Genomic DNA, 15,882 nt, shown 5'->3' on the forward strand with positions numbered 1-15,882 from the left:
GAGGCTGGAGGTGAAGAACATGGGTCATGGTGGAAACGTCATCGACGAGCTGGTGACCGATCACCGCGAGGTCGAGCAGCTCTTCGGCCGGATCGAGGGACTTCCGTCCGGTGACAAGGACCGCAAGGTGTTCGCCGACCAGGCCACGATGGAGCTGGTCCGGCACTCGGTGGCCGAGGAGGAGTACCTCTACCCGGCCGTGCGGGAGCACATCGCGGGCGGGGACGCGCTGGCCGACAAGGAGATCGAGGATCACTCCAAGGCCGAGCAGCTCATGAAGGACCTGGAGGGGTGCGACGCGGACGATCCCGAGTTCGACCGGCTCATCGGGATGCTGATGAGCGAGGTCCGCTCGCACATCGCCGACGAGGAGGGCAACCTCTTCCCCCGGCTGCGCGCGGCGTGTTCCGCGGACGCGCTCGACGGCCTGGGCGACAAGGTGCGTCAGGCGAAGAAGATGGCCCCGACCCGCCCGCACCCGTCCGCCCCGGACAAGCCGCCGGCCAACAAGCTGCTGGCCCCGGGAGCCGGCCTGGTCGACCGCATGCGCGACGCGCTGTCGGGCCGCGGCAAGAAGGACTGAACCTGCCGGGTGGACGGCGTGCGGTCCGGCAGCCCGAGAGCTGTGACCAAGGGCTGTGAGCAACCACGGTGATCCTGGCCGCCGTGACCGGCATGATCGCCACCGTCGACAGACCGGCGTGCGCCCTGCTGGGCAACGACCTCGTCCCGGTGGAGGACGTTCCTCCGCCATCGGCGTCGGCGCGCCAGTGCACAACGCGGGCCGGCTCGTGGGCACCGCCGTGACCGGCGTGACCGTCGGCTTCTTCGGCACGGCCGCCGCGCACATCATCGCGGGCGCGATCGGAACAGGCTTCGTCCTCCGCACCGCCGCACACGGACCCCGGTGACCCTCCCGGCGAAGAACGGCGACCTCAAGGGCCGAGAGGTGCTGGACACGGCTGCTTGACGTGCCTCGGGGCTCAGGCGATGAGGGCCTGGCCCGGGTCGAGGTGGTCGTGGAGTGCGGTGCGGTGCAGTACGGCCACGGGGGCGAGGAGGTCGGGGTGGCGCAGCAGGGCCGCCGCCTGGCGGTCGTGGGCGTCGGGCGACACCAGGCGCCGGAACTCGATGGGCACCCCTGTGGAGTGGGCGCCTTCGGCGATCGCGGCGACCGCCAGCCGGGCCAGTTCGGCGTCGCTGAGCAGGCAGGCCGCCCAGCTCGCCACCACCTCGTCCACCCAGGTGCGCCAGGCGAAGTCGTCCGCGTCGTCGTGCGCGGTCGCGTCCGCGCCGGTGATCCAGTCCAGGCCGGCCGAGCCGCCGGGCCCGGCCATCTGGACCAGGGCCACGTCCGTCGGCGTCGGGTACCGCAGCCACGCGGCCACCGTGACGGCCTGCCGGGCCTGCACCTCGCTCAGGGCCGCGGCCAGCGCGCCGCCGTACGCCGGGTAGGAATGCGTCAGCCATTGGGTGGTCGCCGCGATGAGCGGGGAGAGATCTGTGAGCACTGCCGGGCCGTCCGAGGTACTGGCGATGAACAGGGGATCCATCAGACGGTAATCCGTCGTCCCTGGCCGCCGACATACCTACGACCGCGTGAGCAGCGTGGTTTCGCCCACACCACCGAGTGGTGGGTCAGGGCTTGAGGAGAGTCTTGACCATGCCGTCTTCCTTGGCCTGGAACATGGCGTACGCCTTGGCCGCGTCCTCCAGCGGCATCGCGTGCGTCTTGAAGGTGTCGACGCCGAGCGGATCGTCGTCCGTGAGGAGCGGCAGGATGTCCTCCACCCAGCGCCACACATTGGCCTGGCCCATCCGTACCTGGATCTGCTTGTCGAACATCGTCAGCAGCGGCATCGGGCTGGCAGCACCGCCGTAGACCCCGGAGACGGAGAGCGTGCCGCCGCGGCGTACGAGGTCGATGCCGGTGTGCAGGGCCCCAAGCCGGTCCACTCCGGCATGCTCCATGAGCGGCTGGGCCACCGCGTCGGGCAGGAGCCCGGTGACCCACTGCGCCGCCTTGGCGAACGGCGCCCCATGCGCCTCCATGCCCACGGCGTCGATGACCGCGTCGGTCCCGCGCCCGTCCGTCAGGTCGCGCACCGCCTCCGGCAGGTCCTTCGCGTGGCGTCGCGCGTCGAAGCACGTGACGCCGCGCGCGCTCGCCCGCGAAAGACGCTCGTCGACGAGGTCCACACCGACGACCAGGCCGGCGCCGCGGTGCCGGGCGATCCGCGCGGCCATGTCTCCGATGGGTCCGAGGCCCAGGACGGTGACGGTGCCTCCCTCGGGGATGTCCGCGTACTCGACCGCCTGCCAGGCAGTCGGCAAGACGTCGGAGAGATAGACGTAACGGTCGTCGGGTGGGCCCGCGGGCACCTTGATGGGCAGCTTGTTGCCGAACGGCACACGCAGCAACTGGGCCTGGCCGCCCGGCACTTGCCCGTAGAGCTTGGTATAGCCGAACAGCGCGCCGCCGCTGTGGCGCTCGCGGACCTGGGTCGTCTCGCACTGCGAATGCAGTCCCCGGTCACACATGAAGCAGTCGCGACAGGAGATGTTGAACGGAATGACGACGCGGTCGCCGGGGGTGACCGCTTGGACGTCCGGCCCCACTTCCTCGACCACCCCCATCGCCTCATGGCCGAGGATGTCACCCGGATCCAGGTAGGGGCCGAAGAGCTCGTACAGGTGCAGGTCGGAGCCGCAGATGCCCGACGACGTGACCCTCACGATGATGTCGTCGGGCTTCTCGATCCGCGGGTCGGGAACGGTCTCCACCCGCACGTCCCGTTTGCCCTGCCAGGTCAGTGCGCGCATGGTGTGGCTCCTTCCGAGTCGTGGTCGACTGCCCGCAGGCCGAGTCCCCGTCCCCCGGTTCGCGACACCTCGCCCGGCCGCACGTACCGCGCCGCGCGTTTATGGGCCTGCCGTGAGGGCACGCGGCCGGAGATGACCGACAAGGCCCCGGACATACGCGTTCTGGTGGTGGGTGCCGGCCCCACCGGCCTGCTCCTCGCGGCCGAACTCGCCCAGGCCGGCGTCCCGACGACGCTCGTGGAGCGCCGCCACACCGAGTCCTCTCTCACGCGGGCGTTCGCCGTCCACGCTCGCACCCTGGAAGTCCTCGACGCGAGGGGGACGGCCGACGAACTGGTCGCCGGGGGCGCCCCGCTCGACAGGGTCCGGGTGTTCGGCGCGGCCGAACTGGACCTGGCGCGGTTGCCCACCCGGTTTCCGTTCGTCCTGGTGACTCCGCAGTACGAGACCGAGCGTGTGCTCCGGGAGCGGGCCGAGGCGGTGGGCGTGGAGATCCGGACGGGGACGGAGCTGGTCTCGCTGCGGCAGGACGCCGACGGGGTCGAGGCCGAACTGCGCGGGCGGGACGGGACGGTGCGCACCGAGCGGACCTCGTACCTGGTCGGCGCCGACGGGGTGCACAGCACGGTGCGTCGCGCGGTGGGGCTGCCGTTCGTGGGCCGTTCCTCGGTGATGAGTTCGGTGGTTCTGGCCGACGTGCGGCTCGCCGAGCCCCCGGCGGAGGTCCTCACAGCCAACGGCACGGGGAACGGCTTCGCCTTCGTCGTGCCCTTCGGCGACGGCTGGTACCGGGTCATCACCTGGTACCGGCACCGCCAACTGCCCGACGACGCGCCCGTCACGCTGGAGGAGGTGCGCGAGGACACCCGCCGTGTGCTCGGCACCGACTACGGCATGCACGACGCCCGCTGGCTGTCGCGGTTCCACAACGACGAGCGTCAGACCCCGCACTACCGGCAGGGCCGGGTGCTGCTGGCCGGCGACGCGGCCCACACCCATTCGCCCGCCGGTGGGCAGGGTATGAACACCGGGCTGCAGGACGCCTTCAACCTCGGCTGGAAACTGGCCGCGACCGTGCAGGGCCGCGCGGACGACGCCCTGTTGGACAGCTACGAAGCCGAGCGCCATCCCGTCGGACAGCGGGTGGTGCGCATGACCGGGGCGCTCATCCGGCTCGTCGTCCTGCGCCCGCCACCCCTGCGGGCCGTGCGCGGGCTCGCCGGCCGGACCGTCCTGCGTGTCGGGCCCGTCGCCGACAAGGTGGCGGGGGCGCTGTCGGGGATCGCGATTCGCTATCCGGCCGGGCCGGGCGGTCATCCGTCGGCGGGAGCACGGGCGCCCGACCTGCCGCTGTCCGGTGCGGGAGGCGTGAGCAGGCTGTACGAGGCGCTGCGGACGGGGAGGTTCGTCCTGCTGACGGCGGACCCGTCCGAGGCGGCCGCGCTCGACGGGCGGGTGGTGGACGCGGTCGACGTCCACGCTGTGGCGGACAGCCGCGCCACCGTCGTACCGCCGCTGATCCTCGTACGCCCGGACGCTCATATCGCCTGGGCCACCGACGAACCCGACCGCGGGCACCGCCGGCGGGAACTGACCGCCGCGCTGGATCACTGGTGCGAAGCGCCCGACCGGTACGCGACGCGTGAGTGACATGTGCGATGAGACTCCGGGGTACCCGACCGGCAGTGACACATCGGCAGGTGACCTGGTGTGCGTCTCTACCACAGTCGGCCGACCGAGCCCGGATATCGCCGTCGACGCCATGGCCGTGGCTTCCGTTACCTCGACGCCGAGGGACAAGTGCTGCGTGACCCGGGGGAGTTGGACCGTATCCGGGCGCTGGTGATTCCGCCGGCCTGGCAGGATGTATGGATCTGCCGCAGGGGCAACGGACATCTGCAGGCCGTGGGTACGGACGCCGCCGGACGTCGGCAGTACCTCTACCACGCGCAGTTCCGCGCCGAGCAGGAGCAGGCCAAGCACGGACACGTGCTGGATGTCGCCGAGGCACTCCCGGCCCTACGGGCCGTTGTCGAGGGGCACTTGAGCGACCGGGGGCTGACGCGCCGACGAGTCCTCGCCACCGCTGTGCGCCTGCTCGACCTCGGGCTCTTCCGCATCGGCAGCGACCGGTACGCCGAAATGAACGACAGCTACGGGCTTACGACGCTGCTGCCGGGAGCACGCTCGCTGCCGGGCCGGCGCGGTCCTGTTCACCTATCCCGGCAAGGCAGGTCAAGAACTCGTCCACACCGTCACCGAGCCCGCCGCCTGCCGCAGTCTGAGGGCGCTGCTGCGGCGCAGGAACGGCGGTGACCGGCTGCTGGCCTACTGGGAGCGGCACGCCTGGCACGACGTGAGCGGCGACGAGGTCAACGCGTACCTCGAGGAGATGTCCGGCCTGGACATCTCCGCCAAGGACTTCCGTACCTGGCACGCCACCGTCATGGCGGCGGTGGCGCTCGCGGTCTCACAGCCCGTCGCACGCAGCGAGACCGCACGACGCCGTGCCATCGCCCGCGCGGTGCGCGAAGTGTCCCGGTATCTCGGCAACACGCCCGCGGTCTGCCGGGCTTCCTACATCAACCCACGGGTGATCGAGCTCTACGAAGAGGGGGTGACGATCGCCGACGCGCTGCCCCACCTGGGAGAGGAGGCCGCGGACGGCATCCCTGCCACCCACGGCCTCCCTGAACGAGCCGTCGTGCGCATGCTCCGCAACGAGGAGCGCCTCTGAACGACCGACTGGTCCGTGCCCACCTGACGGTGACTCAGTCCTCGCCCCGTACGACGTTCCAGTCGTCCCCGCGCCGCAGCTGACCCGCGTCGCCGTCGATCGTCGCGCGCATACAGGTCCGTATGCTCTGCCCACGGACGCGGCGTGCCCTCGCCCAGCCTGTCTCGGGTCGACGGACGGCGGGCGACGTCTTCCTGGCTTCCACAGTCACGGCGGTTCATCTTCTTTCTGCATCCGGCCCGACGCGGTCCGGTTCGTTCCTTCGCCCCGTAGGGCTCACTCATACTGAGCGACCGAGTTTCCATTCGGAGCTCGGGGAAACGTTGGTCAAGACCAACGCTCGTTGGTGCGGCGGCTGCTGGAGCCGGCGGCTTGAGGTACACCGTCGGCAAGAGCTTGGAGGAGGCCGTCCGCGCCGTCCGGCATGGCACCCCGCCGGAACCTGGCACCGACCTTCTGGGCAAGTGCGCGGCCGGAGTTCGCGCACCAGTCCCACCAGTGATTCAGTGCCGATGCGTCGAGCCGTTCGGCGGGCACCAGCGCGGGCCAGCCGCAGGCGCGCGCCTGCGCCGTCACCTTCGCGCCGCCCTCGGCCGGGTCGACGGCCACTACGGGAACTCCCGCCCGCAGAGCGAGCACCAGCCCGTGCAGCCGGTCGGTGACGACCATGTCGAGCCGCGACAGCACGGCCTCCAACTGGGCGGGGGTCGCACTCAGCCGCCAGTCGTGCACGTCGAGCCGGGTTTCCAGTTCCAGGCGGGCACAGTCCCGGCCGGACAACCAGTCCGTCACCACTTCCGCCACACGGGCATGCCGCCGGCGCGCGCCGTACTCGTGCTGGCCGTGGGTGAGGATCACCCCGACGACGGGTCGGGGGGTGGGGAGGGGCGCGCGGGCCGCCAGGTCCACCGTGGGCTCGGAGCCCGGGGCGTCCCGCGCCAGTACGTAGTGGAACCCGGTGACGGCCGGGCTGCCGGCGTCGACGACAGAGGCGCCCACGGCGATCCGCACGCAGTGTGCGAACCGCCGGTGCAACTCCTCGATCTGCGGCCCGTGCAGCGGACCGCAGACGAACACCAGGTGGGAGTAGTCCTCGGGGCGAGCCTGCGCCAGATGCGGTCCGGCGGGCCGGAAGCCGGGACTCCAGCCGATGTCGTGGTCCAGCCCCGCCCCTTCGAGCAGTTCCCGCATCCGGTACAGCGCCAGCACGTCCCCGGCGGTCGCCTCCCCGTCCAGGAAGCCGAACCACCCCGTCAGCAGAATCCGCGGCCGCTGTGCCACGGCGCCCGGGTGCCCGGCCGACCGGGCCGGCAATCACCGTGACCTGTCGGACTGCATGGGTACCCGGTGTCCCGCAGGCGCGCACGGTGCCGAGAGGCCCGGCGCGGCAGACGACCGCCAAGGAGGAAGAGATGAGCACGGTCAAGGAAACGGTGGATGTCGAGGTCCCCGTGCACACGGCCTACAACCAGTGGACGCAGTTCGAGGACTTCCCGAACTTCATGGAGGGCGTCGAGGAGGTCAGGCAGCTCGACGACCGGCACAACCACTGGACCACCAAGATCGGCGGGGTCCGGCGCGAGTTCGACACCGAGATCGTCGACCAGATGCCGGACGACAGGATCACCTGGAGGTCCATCGGCGGCGACTCCGAGCAGCGGGGATCCGTCCGCTTCCAGCGCCTGGACGACGCGCACACCCGGGTGGAACTGACGATGGACGTCGAGCCCACCGGTGCCGTCGAGAAGGGCGGGGACATGCTCGGCGTCATCGACCGCCGGGTGAAGGGGGACCTGCGCCGCTTCAAGGACTACATCGAGCACCGCGGCGGCGAAAGCGGTGCCTGGCGCGGACGGATCCGGCCCGGAGATCCGAACGCTCCCCTCTGATCACGCCTCTGGTCGCGAGACACCGCGCTCACCGGTACCCGGTCGGCCCGCACGCGGACACACGCTGTCGGCGTGCGGGCCGATGCTGTCGGCCGGCCGATCCGGTCGCGGGATCACGTCACTGTCTGGTCGCTGCGGCGGCGGTCGTGCTGCTGGAGGAAGACGAGCAGATCGGCGACGGTGAGTCCGGTTTCCGCCGGGTGACGCAGGACGGTGTCCGCCTGGATGCGGTAGGTGTTGGTTCGACCTTGACGGGTGTGGGTGAGATACCCGTCGCCTTCCAGGTCAGCGATGATCTTCTGCACAGCTCTTTCGGTGAGTCGGCAGCGTGCGGCGATGTCGCGGATCCGGGTGGCGTGATCGCTGGCGATGGCGGCCAGGACGCGTGCGTGATTGGTGAGGAACGTCCAGCCGGTGTGCGGCTCAGGGGCTTCAGCCATACCCTCCAGATTAGGACATGGCTTTCATGCGTTCAAAAACCTGAAACAGATTTCCGGTATCCCTTGACGTGTAACGGTCTGCGGGGGAGCCTGAATTGGAGCCAACGTCCCCGCTGGAGGCCGCCATGCAGCAGCTACAGATCCCGCATCGCTCCGTCGCAGCGGACGAGGCGGTAGCCGGCACTCCGGTCAACCCGGAGGAGGCCGTGCCGTACGAACCGGCGATCCACACGCTGGTGCAGGACGGCACCGTGATCGTCAAGGTCTGCGGTGAGTTGGACGTGGACAGCGAGGAACTGCTGCGGAGTGTGCTGGAGGACTCCGTCAGCCGGTGCGCACGCCGTGTGGAGCTGGACCTGAGTGGTGTCACGTTCTGCGACTGCTCGGCGCTGAACCTCCTGCTGGCCGCGCGGCGGAGTGCCGAGCGGGAAGGCAAACTCCTCACCATGCGGGCGTCCAGTCCCGCCGTGCACAGGCTCCTGGTCAAGACGGACACGTGGCCGCTGTTCGCGGGCACCCAGCCGATGGAGGACGCTCTGAGCGAGGGTCAGGAAGACCTGCAGAACGAGGTCGCTCAACTGCGCCGCGCCATGCGCACGCGCCCGGTCATAGACCAGGCCACGGGGATTCTGATGGCCACGTTCTCGCTGAGCGCCGAGGATGCGTGGGCCGTACTGGTCGCCACCTCCCAGAACACGAACACCAAACTCCATCAGATAGCCGAAGAACTCCTGACGGCCATCCATGGCGAACCGCTGCCCGACACGCTGCAAACGCACTTGGCCGCGGCGGTGAACGAACTTCGCGACCCAACGGCAACGTCCGGCTAGCCGGGCGCACCGAGCGGACGGGCGGCCAGCGCCCGGGCGACGCCGTTGAGGTTGTCGGCCATGGCACGGCCGGTGCGATGGGCCCACTCGTGGCCCCGCTGCTCGTCCAGGTAGTCGGGGCCCGGGCCGGGGCCGAGGTGCCAGTAGGTCCACGCCTGACCGGGAACGGTGTATCCGATGTCCGCGAGGGCACCGGAGATCTCGCTGATCACGTGGTGGGCCCCGTCCTCGTTCCCGGTGACGACCACGCCGCACACCCGGTTGTAGGCGACCGGACGGCCCTCGTCGTCCGTCTCGGTCATCATCGCGTCCATCCGTTCGAGCACACGCTGGGCAACTGAGGAAGGGCGTCCCAGCCAGGTGGGCGAGGCGATGATCAAGATGTCCGAGTTCAGGAGTTTGTCGTGCACTCGTGGCCACTCGTCGCCTTCGCCCGTGTCGGTGACGACACCGGGAGCAATGTTCAGATCGACGGCCCGGACGACCTCCACGTCCACCTTCTCCTCGGTGAGTCGCTCGCCCACCACGGCTGCCAAGGCCTCGGTGTTGGAGGGCTCGGGAGACGGCTTGAGCGTGCAGTTGATGATCAGCGCCTTCACGGTTTGTCCGCCCTCGGAGAAGTAGGCGTGCCCGCCAGGTCAGCGGGCCGACGGCTTTCCCGAGTACCCAACGGCCTCAGTCATAACGGCCACGTCAGCCTTGTCCGTGCGCACAAAGAGGCAGAAGGGATGGCCCACCGGGTCGTACAGAACGCGTACATCGTCCTGGGGTTGGAAGTCCGCGACCGTCGCGCCCAGGTCAAGGGCCCGCTCGACAGCTGATGACAGATCGTTCACCTCGATGTCGAGATGCATCATCATCTGCTGCCCGGATCGGTTGGAAGGCCACTGCGGGCGCGTGAACAGCGGCTCGGTCTGGAACGACAGTCCGACGGAGCCGTCGGCCGGTGCGATCTCCACCCAGCCCGGTTCCTCCTTCTGCACCGGCCATCCGAGAAGGCTCTGGTAGAACCGGGCGAGTTCGTGGGCCTCTGGCGCATCCAGGGTGGTCGCGGCCAACGTGAAACGCGGTTGCGGCTTCATGCGGCGCCATTAAACCCGCGATCACTCTCGGTTACTATGCTCACTTCATGCCGGCGGCTGGCTGTCGTGGATTGCAAGGCTGAAGAGATGGATGGCCCGGGAAAATGTTGAAAGAGGTCACCGCGACCCGCTACATCACGCCCCTGCGTGAAGGCGGCTCGCTGCCGGGGCTCGTCGAGGCCGACGACTTCGGGATCTACGTCATGAAGTTCACGGGCGCCGGACAGGGCCGCAAGACGCTGGTGGCCGAGGTGGTGTGCGGTGAACTCGCCCGCCGGCTGGGCTTCCGCGTCCCCCGGCTCGTGACGATCGACCTCGACCCGGTCCTCGGGCTCGGCGAACCCGATCAGCAGGTGCAGGAGTTGCTCAGGTCCAGCGGCGGCACCAACCTCGGCATGGACTTTTTGTCCGGCGCCCTCGGCTTCGACCCGCTCGCCTTCGACGTGACCCCCGAGGAGGCCGGGCGGATCGTCTGGTTCGACGCGCTGGTGGGCAACGTCGACCGGTCCTGGCGCAACCCCAACCTGCTGATGTGGCACGGCGACCCGTGGCTCATCGACCACGGCGCCACGATGATCTGGCACCACAACTGGCCCGGCGCCGAGACCTCCGCGGCCCGCCCGTACGACGCCTCGGACCACGCGCTGGCCCGCTTCGCCCCCGATGTCGCCGGCGCCGCCGCCGACTTGGCGCCACGCGTCACCGAGGACCTGCTCGGCGAGGTCGTCGCCGAGATCCCGGACGCCTGGCTGGCCGGTGAACCCGGCTTCGACACCCCTGACGATCTCCGGCGGGCCTACGCGCGCCCGCTGCTCGCTCGCGCCGCCGTCGTCCACGAGCGCGTCACCGGAATCGAGGAGGGCAAGTGAGCGAGCGCCACATCCACATGGCCGGCCATGTGGTCGAACGCCACATCATCCGGGGCGGCGAGCAGAACGACCGGGACGTCTTCGAGTACGCCCTCCTGCGGGTCGTACCCCGCATCGAGCGCGGCGAGTTCGTCAACGGGGGCGTGCTGGTGTACTGCCGGGCCCAGGGCTACGTCGGCGCCCGCACCCACCTCGACGAGGCGCGGCTGCTCGCCCTCGACCCGGGCGCGGACGTGGCCGGCATCCGGGCCGCCCTCGGGGCCGTCGAGAGGGTCTGCGTCGGCGGCGAGGCCGCGGGGCAGGCCGGGGGCGACGACGCCGGGCGGCGCTTTCGCTGGCTGATCGCGCCCCGTTCCACGGTCGTCCAGCCGGGGCCCGTGCACACCGGACTCACGTCCGATCCGGCGGCCGAGGCGCAGCGGTTGCTCGATCTGTTGGTGAAGTGACCGACCGGGTAATGGATCACATGCGCGCGGTTGCCGTTGACACCGCGTGCCAGGGCTTCTAGCGTCACGTCACCGAAGGTACTAAGCGGTCGCTCACCCGAGGAGAGTCACCCATGTCCACCACTGAGCAGCGGGTCGCCGTAGTCACCGGCGGAGCACGCGGCATCGGCGCCGCCACCGCCGTACGACTGGCCGCCGAGGGCCGCGCGGTCGCCGTGATCGACCTCGACGAGGCCGCCTGCAAGGACACCGTGGAGAAGATCACCGCGGCCGGCGGCAAGGCGATCGCGGTCGGCTGCGACGTCTCGGACGAGGCGCAGGTCGAGGCGGCCGTCGCACGGATCGCCGAGGAGCTCGGCGCGCCGACGATCCTCGTGAACAACGCGGGCGTGCTCCGCGACAACCTGCTGTTCAAGATGAGCGTCACCGACTGGGACACCGTCCTGAACGTGCATCTGCGGGGCGCCTTCCTGATGTCGAAGGCCTGTCAGAAGCACATGGTGGACGCCAAGTTCGGCCGGATCGTCAACCTCTCCTCGTCGTCCGCGCTCGGCAACCGCGGCCAGGCCAACTACTCCGCCGCCAAGGCCGGCATGCAGGGCTTCACCAAGACGCTCGCCATCGAGCTCGGCAAGTTCGGCGTCACCGCCAACGCGGTCGCCCCCGGCTTCATCGCCACCGAGATGACCAAGGCCACCGCCGACCGGGTCGGCATGGGCTTCGACGACTTCAAGGCCGCCGCCGCCACCCAGATCCCCGTGCAGCGGGTCGGCGAGCCGGCCGACGTCGCGAACGCGGTCGCCTTCTTCACCGGCGAGGCCGCCGGATTCGTCTCCGGCCAGGTGCTGTACATCGCCGGCGGACCGCTCGACTAGGGACCAGGGACATGACTTCACAGCTCCCCGAGCTTTCGGGCAAGGTCGCGCTCGTCACGGGCGCCAGCCGCGGCATCGGCTACGGCGTCGCCGAGGCGCTCGTCGCGCGCGGTGACCGCGTGTGCATCACCGGCCGCAACGAGGACGCCCTCAAGGAGGCCGTCGAGGCGCTCGGCGCCGACCGCGTCATCGGCGTCGCCGGCAAGGCGCACGACGTGGCCCACCAGGCCGCCGCCGTCGAGCGCACCATGGAGGCCTTCGGCCGGGTCGACTTCCTGGTCAACAACGCCGGTACCAACCCGGTGTTCGGGCCGATCGCCGACCTCGACCTGGATGTGGCCCGCAAGGTCTTCGAGACCAACGTGATCTCGGCGCTCGGCTTCGCGCAGAAGACCTGGCACGCCTGGCAGAAGGACAACGGCGGCGCGATCGTCAACATCGCCTCCGTCGCGGGCCTCGCGCCCTCGCCGTTCATCGCCGCCTACGGCGTCAGCAAGGCCGCGCTGATCAACCTGACCCAGCAGCTCGCCCACGAGTTCGCGCCCAAGGTGCGGGTCAACGCGATCGCCCCGGCCGTCGTGAAGACCAAGTTCGCGAAGGCGCTGTACGACGGCCGCGAGGAGGAGGCCGCCGCGTCCTACCCGCTGGCCAGGCTCGGCGTGCCCTCCGACATCGGCGGCGCCGCCGAGTTCCTCACCTCGACGCAGTCCGACTGGATCACCGGCCAGACCCTCGTCATCGACGGCGGCATCTTCCTCAACGCCGGGGTCGGCTGACAGAGTGCGGTGGGCGCCGGTGAGGGTCTTCACCGACCTTCTCCCGCGCCCGCCCGCACCCCTCACGAGGACTCGGAAAACCGTCACAACCGGGCTGACCCAGAGCTGTGCCAGCCGAGTGGAAGCGGTTCCAGGAGCCTGCGGTATCGTTCGGCCACTTGTGTACGGCATTTCGAGGAGCATGCACGTGTTCAATCGGAACCGAATCTCGCCGCCACTCGCGGTGATCGCGTCCATATCCATGGTGACCGGGTGTGGTGTGTTCTCCTCGGACGCCTCTGACGACGCGGACCCGATCATCGTGGGGACAACCAGCGCGCCGAGCACCCTGGACCCGGCCGCGGCCTGGGACAGCTCCTGGGAGCTGATGCGTAACGTCTACCAACCCCTTCTGGGCTACTCGCCCGGTTCGACCAAGCCCGAACCCGACGCCGCCGAGAGCTGCGAGTTCACGGACAGCTCCAGCACCGTGTACACGTGCACTTTGCGCGAGGGTCTGAAGTTCTCCAACGGGCACGCGCTGGACGCCGAGGCCGTCAAGCACTCGTTCGACCGGATCAAGGAGATCAACGTCAACGGTGGCCCCGCGGGCCTGCTGACCACCCTCGACCGGGTGCAGGTGAAGGGCGACCGCGAGGTCGTCTTCCACCTCGGCCAGCCCGACGCGACCTTCCCCCTGGTGCTCACCACGCCCGCCATGTCGATCGTGGACCCCGAGGAGTACCCCGCGGACAAGCTCCGCGAGGACGGGAACATCACCGGCTCGGGGCCGTACAAACTCGCCTCCTACGAAGACGGCGAGAAGGCCGAGCTGGCCCGCAACGAGGACTACAAGGGCCTGGCGGAGATCAAGAACTCCGCCGTCACCATCCGGTACTTCCAGCAGTCGGACGAGCTGGTCACGGCGCTGAAGAGCAACGACATCTCGGTCATCTACCGTGGTCTCGGCGCCTCGGACATCGTGGACATCCAGGTCAACCGCGACAAGGACGGGCTCCAGATCATGGAGAACCCCACCACCGAGATCAGCTATCTGGTGTTCAACCCCAAGGACAGCTGGGCCAAGAACCCCGCGGTCCGCAAGGCGGTCGCCCAGATCATCGACCGCAAGGCGCTCGCCCACAACATCTACAAGGACACCGTCGAGCCGCTGTACTCCATGATCCCCAGGGGTCTGGTGGGCCACGGGACGGGCTTCTTCGACGACTACGGCAACCCCAGCGCGGCCAAGGCGAAGGCCATCCTCACCGAGGCGGGCGTCACCGAAACGGTTCCTCTCACGCTCTGGTACACCACCGACCGTTACGGCTCCCAGACCAAGCCGGCCTTCGAGGAGCTGAAGCGACAGCTCGAGGCGTCCGGCCTGTTCGCGGTCACCCTGAAGAGCCGCCCCTGGAAGACCTACTCGGAGGGCTACCAGAAGGGCGAGTACCCGGTCTTCGGGCGTGGCTGGAACCCCGACTTCAACGACCCCGACAACTTCATCGCGCCCTTCGTGGGCGAGCAGAACGCGCTCGGCACTCCGTACAGCTCCCCCGAGATCACCACCAAGCTGCTGCCGCGGTCGCGCGAGGAGAGCGACCGCGGGGCCGTCGCCGAGGAGTTCGAGGAGGCCCAGCAGATCCTCGTGGACGACGCGCGGCTGATCCCGCTGTGGCAGGGCAAGGCGTACACGGCCGCGAACGAGGAGATCGCCGGTCTGGAGAAGGTCATCGACCCGGCGACGATGATGATGATGTGGGAGCTGTACCGGAAGACCAGCTGGTAGTGCGGTAGCAGCGCCGATTGTCAGTGGTCGCCGGTAGGTTCTGGGGGATCGAAGCGACCACACATCGTAAGGAAGTCGACGTGACCGACATCTCCATGCTGCCCGAGTCCTGGCGCGGGGTTCTGGGCGACGAACTGCAGCAGCCCTACTTCAAGGAGCTGACGGAGTTCGTGGAGGAGGAGCGCGCGAAGGGTCCTGTCTACCCTCCGCGGGAGGAGGTCTTCGCCGCGCTGGCGGCGACGCCGTACGACAAGGTGAAGGTCCTGATCCTCGGCCAGGACCCGTACCACGGGGAGGGCCAGGGGCACGGCCTGTGCTTCTCGGTCCGCCCGGGAGTCAGGACCCCGCCCTCCCTCCGCAACATCTACAAGGAGATGCAGGCCGAGCTGGGCACGCCCGTCCCGGACAACGGCTATCTCATGCCGTGGGCCGAGCAGGGCGTGCTCCTGCTCAACGCGGTGCTCACGGTCCGCGCGGGCGAGGCCAACTCGCACAAGGGCAAGGGCTGGGAGAAGTTCACCGACGCGGTGATCCGCGCCGTTGCCGACCGTCCCGACCCGGCGGTCTTCGTCCTGTGGGGGAACTACGCCCAGAAGAAGCTCCCGCTGATCGACGAACAGCGCCATGTGGTGGTGAAGGGCGCCCATCCCTCGCCGCTGTCGGCGAAGAAGTTCTTCGGCTCGCGTCCCTTCACCCAGATCGACGAGGCCGTCGCCCGGCAGGGCCACGAGCCGATCGACTGGCGCATCCCGAACCTCGGCTGACCTGGAGCGGGCCGTCCCCCTGGGTCGGCCCCGCCTCGGCGGGATTGTCAGTGCCTGCGGTTAGCGTCGTCGCAGAGCGACATCGGTGACGGGCTGGGAGGGTGCGGTGGCGGAGCGACAGGAGCAGGCGGCGCCGGATGCGGTCATGACCCGCATCGGCCAGGTCGTCATGCTGCACCACGCGGGCGACCGCGAGGAGGCCCGGCACCGCTTCCTGGACCTCTGGGCGGAGATCGGCGCGACCGGGGACCCACTGCACCGCTGCACCCTGGCGCACTACATGGCCGACACGCAGGACGATCCCGTGGACGAACTGGCCTGGGATCTGCGGGCGTTGACCGCGGCAGAAGAACTGACGGACGAGCGGCTCGCCGAGCACGAGGGGGCCTTGGCCGCGCGGGCGCTGTATCCCTCCCTCCATCTCAATCTGGCCGCCGACTATGTGAAGCTGGGCCGCGCCGAGGCCGCACGTGCACACATCCGACAGGCACGAGGCGCGGTGCACGCCCTGGGGGACGATCCCTACGGGGACGGGGTGCGGGCGGCCATCAGCCGGCTGGAACTGCGGTTGGGGACGTAGCGC

At 69.6% G+C, this 15,882-nt stretch carries 18 protein-coding genes and 2 pseudogenes; 13 read left to right on the forward strand and 7 right to left on the reverse strand.

All coding sequences use genetic code 11. The features are described 5' to 3' along the window. Positions 1-19 precede the first annotated feature (19 nt). The gene (locus OG828_RS41170; protein ID WP_328504019.1) at positions 20-583 is read left to right on the forward strand and encodes a hemerythrin domain-containing protein; all 564 of its coding nucleotides are present in this window, start codon (positions 20-22) and stop codon (positions 581-583) included. Positions 584-651: 68 nt separating this feature from the next. Beyond that, positions 652-860, forward strand: a pseudogene (locus OG828_RS41175) (MFS transporter); the annotation flags it as partial. A gap of 123 nt (positions 861-983) precedes the next feature. Here the strand turns inward: OG828_RS41175 and OG828_RS41180 are convergent. Together OG828_RS41180 and OG828_RS41185 are read right to left on the reverse strand one after the other, a co-directional pair. Beyond that, positions 984-1,511 carry a hypothetical protein gene (locus OG828_RS41180; protein WP_328505026.1) on the reverse strand — a complete coding sequence of 176 codons (528 nt, stop codon included), beginning with the start codon at positions 1,509-1,511 and terminating at the stop codon, positions 984-986. Positions 1,512-1,638: 127 nt separating this feature from the next. Beyond that, positions 1,639-2,823, reverse strand: a complete 1,185-nt coding sequence (locus OG828_RS41185) for an alcohol dehydrogenase catalytic domain-containing protein (RefSeq protein WP_328504020.1) — start codon at positions 2,821-2,823, stop codon at positions 1,639-1,641. A gap of 132 nt (positions 2,824-2,955) precedes the next feature. On the opposite strand from OG828_RS41185, the gene OG828_RS41190 reads away from it, so the two are divergent. Both OG828_RS41190 and OG828_RS41195 read left to right on the forward strand, forming a co-directional pair. Further along, entirely contained in the window at positions 2,956-4,473 is a 1,518-nt protein-coding gene (locus OG828_RS41190) for an FAD-dependent monooxygenase (RefSeq protein WP_328504021.1), read from the forward strand. A gap of 60 nt (positions 4,474-4,533) precedes the next feature. Then, positions 4,534-5,560: pseudogene (locus OG828_RS41195) on the forward strand (DNA topoisomerase IB). A gap of 34 nt (positions 5,561-5,594) precedes the next feature. Here OG828_RS41195 and OG828_RS41200 read toward each other — a convergent pair. Together OG828_RS41200 and OG828_RS41205 are read right to left on the reverse strand one after the other, a co-directional pair. Then, complete coding sequence (locus tag OG828_RS41200; protein WP_328504022.1) at positions 5,595-5,771, reverse strand: hypothetical protein; 177 nt, start codon at positions 5,769-5,771, stop codon at positions 5,595-5,597. Positions 5,772-5,887: 116 nt separating this feature from the next. Further along, the gene (locus OG828_RS41205) at positions 5,888-6,841 is read right to left on the reverse strand and encodes a polysaccharide pyruvyl transferase family protein (RefSeq protein ID WP_328504023.1); all 954 of its coding nucleotides are present in this window, start codon (positions 6,839-6,841) and stop codon (positions 5,888-5,890) included. Between the two features lie 131 nt (positions 6,842-6,972). Between OG828_RS41205 and OG828_RS41210 the strand changes: the two genes are divergently transcribed. Beyond that, positions 6,973-7,449, forward strand: a complete 477-nt coding sequence (locus tag OG828_RS41210) for an SRPBCC family protein (RefSeq protein WP_328368657.1) — start codon at positions 6,973-6,975, stop codon at positions 7,447-7,449. 113 nt (positions 7,450-7,562) lie between these two features. On the opposite strand, the gene OG828_RS41215 is transcribed toward OG828_RS41210, so the two are convergent. Further along, positions 7,563-7,889 carry a helix-turn-helix transcriptional regulator gene (locus OG828_RS41215; protein WP_328368659.1) on the reverse strand — a complete coding sequence of 109 codons (327 nt, stop codon included), beginning with the start codon at positions 7,887-7,889 and terminating at the stop codon, positions 7,563-7,565. A 125-nt stretch (positions 7,890-8,014) separates the two neighbouring features. Here OG828_RS41215 and OG828_RS41220 point away from each other — a divergent pair, with 125 nt between their 5' ends. Beyond that, on the forward strand, positions 8,015-8,719 hold the full coding sequence (locus OG828_RS41220; protein ID WP_328368661.1) for an ANTAR domain-containing protein: 705 nt from the start codon (positions 8,015-8,017) through the stop codon (positions 8,717-8,719). Here OG828_RS41220 and OG828_RS41225 read toward each other — a convergent pair. After that, positions 8,716-9,318, reverse strand: a complete 603-nt coding sequence (locus tag OG828_RS41225; RefSeq protein WP_328441686.1) for a flavodoxin family protein — start codon at positions 9,316-9,318, stop codon at positions 8,716-8,718. The two genes, OG828_RS41220 and OG828_RS41225, sit on opposite strands and share 4 nt — an antisense overlap. A 39-nt stretch (positions 9,319-9,357) precedes the next feature. Next, positions 9,358-9,801 carry a VOC family protein gene (locus tag OG828_RS41230; RefSeq protein ID WP_328441687.1) on the reverse strand — a complete coding sequence of 148 codons (444 nt, stop codon included), beginning with the start codon at positions 9,799-9,801 and terminating at the stop codon, positions 9,358-9,360. Positions 9,802-9,905: 104 nt separating this feature from the next. Between OG828_RS41230 and OG828_RS41235 the strand changes: the two genes are divergently transcribed. The 7 genes from OG828_RS41235 to OG828_RS41265 all read left to right on the forward strand — a co-directional run bounded on the left by OG828_RS41235 (position 9,906) and on the right by OG828_RS41265 (position 15,879). Further along, positions 9,906-10,670, forward strand: coding sequence for a HipA family kinase (locus OG828_RS41235; protein ID WP_328504024.1), 765 nt, complete (start codon positions 9,906-9,908; stop codon positions 10,668-10,670). Next, the gene (locus OG828_RS41240) at positions 10,667-11,116 is read left to right on the forward strand and encodes a DUF3037 domain-containing protein (RefSeq protein ID WP_328504025.1); all 450 of its coding nucleotides are present in this window, start codon (positions 10,667-10,669) and stop codon (positions 11,114-11,116) included. Before OG828_RS41235 ends, OG828_RS41240 begins: the two co-directional genes overlap by 4 nt. A gap of 113 nt (positions 11,117-11,229) precedes the next feature. Then, positions 11,230-11,991: a 3-oxoacyl-ACP reductase FabG gene (gene fabG, locus OG828_RS41245; RefSeq protein ID WP_328368674.1), complete on the forward strand. Its 762-nt coding sequence runs from the start codon at positions 11,230-11,232 to the stop codon at positions 11,989-11,991. A gap of 11 nt (positions 11,992-12,002) precedes the next feature. Continuing rightward, positions 12,003-12,767, forward strand: a complete 765-nt coding sequence (locus tag OG828_RS41250) for an SDR family oxidoreductase (RefSeq protein WP_328368676.1) — start codon at positions 12,003-12,005, stop codon at positions 12,765-12,767. 187 nt (positions 12,768-12,954) lie between these two features. Then, positions 12,955-14,535: an ABC transporter substrate-binding protein gene (locus OG828_RS41255; protein WP_328368679.1), complete on the forward strand. Its 1,581-nt coding sequence runs from the start codon at positions 12,955-12,957 to the stop codon at positions 14,533-14,535. A gap of 80 nt (positions 14,536-14,615) precedes the next feature. Beyond that, a complete protein-coding gene (ung, locus tag OG828_RS41260) occupies positions 14,616-15,299 on the forward strand; it encodes a uracil-DNA glycosylase (protein ID WP_210571024.1) in 684 nt (227 codons plus the stop codon). Between the two features lie 106 nt (positions 15,300-15,405). Beyond that, a complete protein-coding gene (locus OG828_RS41265) occupies positions 15,406-15,879 on the forward strand; it encodes a hypothetical protein (RefSeq protein WP_328368688.1) in 474 nt (157 codons plus the stop codon). Positions 15,880-15,882 lie beyond the last annotated feature (3 nt).

Origin of the sequence: Streptomyces sp. NBC_00457, assembly GCF_036014015.1 — a bacterium.
Taxonomy (GTDB): domain Bacteria; phylum Actinomycetota; class Actinomycetes; order Streptomycetales; family Streptomycetaceae; genus Streptomyces.

What these genes read in the sequence shown, in the direction of transcription:
- OG828_RS41170 (WP_328504019.1), top strand. Translation starts at nt 20, where the DNA reads ATGGGTCATGGTGGAAACGTCATCGACGAGCTGGTGACCGATCACCGC.
- OG828_RS41185 (WP_328504020.1), bottom strand. Translation starts at nt 2,823, where the DNA reads ATGCGCGCACTGACCTGGCAGGGCAAACGGGACGTGCGGGTGGAGACC.
- OG828_RS41190 (WP_328504021.1), top strand. Translation starts at nt 2,956, where the DNA reads ATGACCGACAAGGCCCCGGACATACGCGTTCTGGTGGTGGGTGCCGGC.
- OG828_RS41210 (WP_328368657.1), top strand. Translation starts at nt 6,973, where the DNA reads ATGAGCACGGTCAAGGAAACGGTGGATGTCGAGGTCCCCGTGCACACG.
- OG828_RS41215 (WP_328368659.1), bottom strand. Translation starts at nt 7,889, where the DNA reads ATGGCTGAAGCCCCTGAGCCGCACACCGGCTGGACGTTCCTCACCAAT.
- OG828_RS41220 (WP_328368661.1), top strand. Translation starts at nt 8,015, where the DNA reads ATGCAGCAGCTACAGATCCCGCATCGCTCCGTCGCAGCGGACGAGGCG.
- OG828_RS41230 (WP_328441687.1), bottom strand. Translation starts at nt 9,801, where the DNA reads ATGAAGCCGCAACCGCGTTTCACGTTGGCCGCGACCACCCTGGATGCG.
- OG828_RS41235 (WP_328504024.1), top strand. Translation starts at nt 9,906, where the DNA reads ATGTTGAAAGAGGTCACCGCGACCCGCTACATCACGCCCCTGCGTGAA.
- fabG (WP_328368674.1), top strand. Translation starts at nt 11,230, where the DNA reads ATGTCCACCACTGAGCAGCGGGTCGCCGTAGTCACCGGCGGAGCACGC.
- OG828_RS41250 (WP_328368676.1), top strand. Translation starts at nt 12,003, where the DNA reads ATGACTTCACAGCTCCCCGAGCTTTCGGGCAAGGTCGCGCTCGTCACG.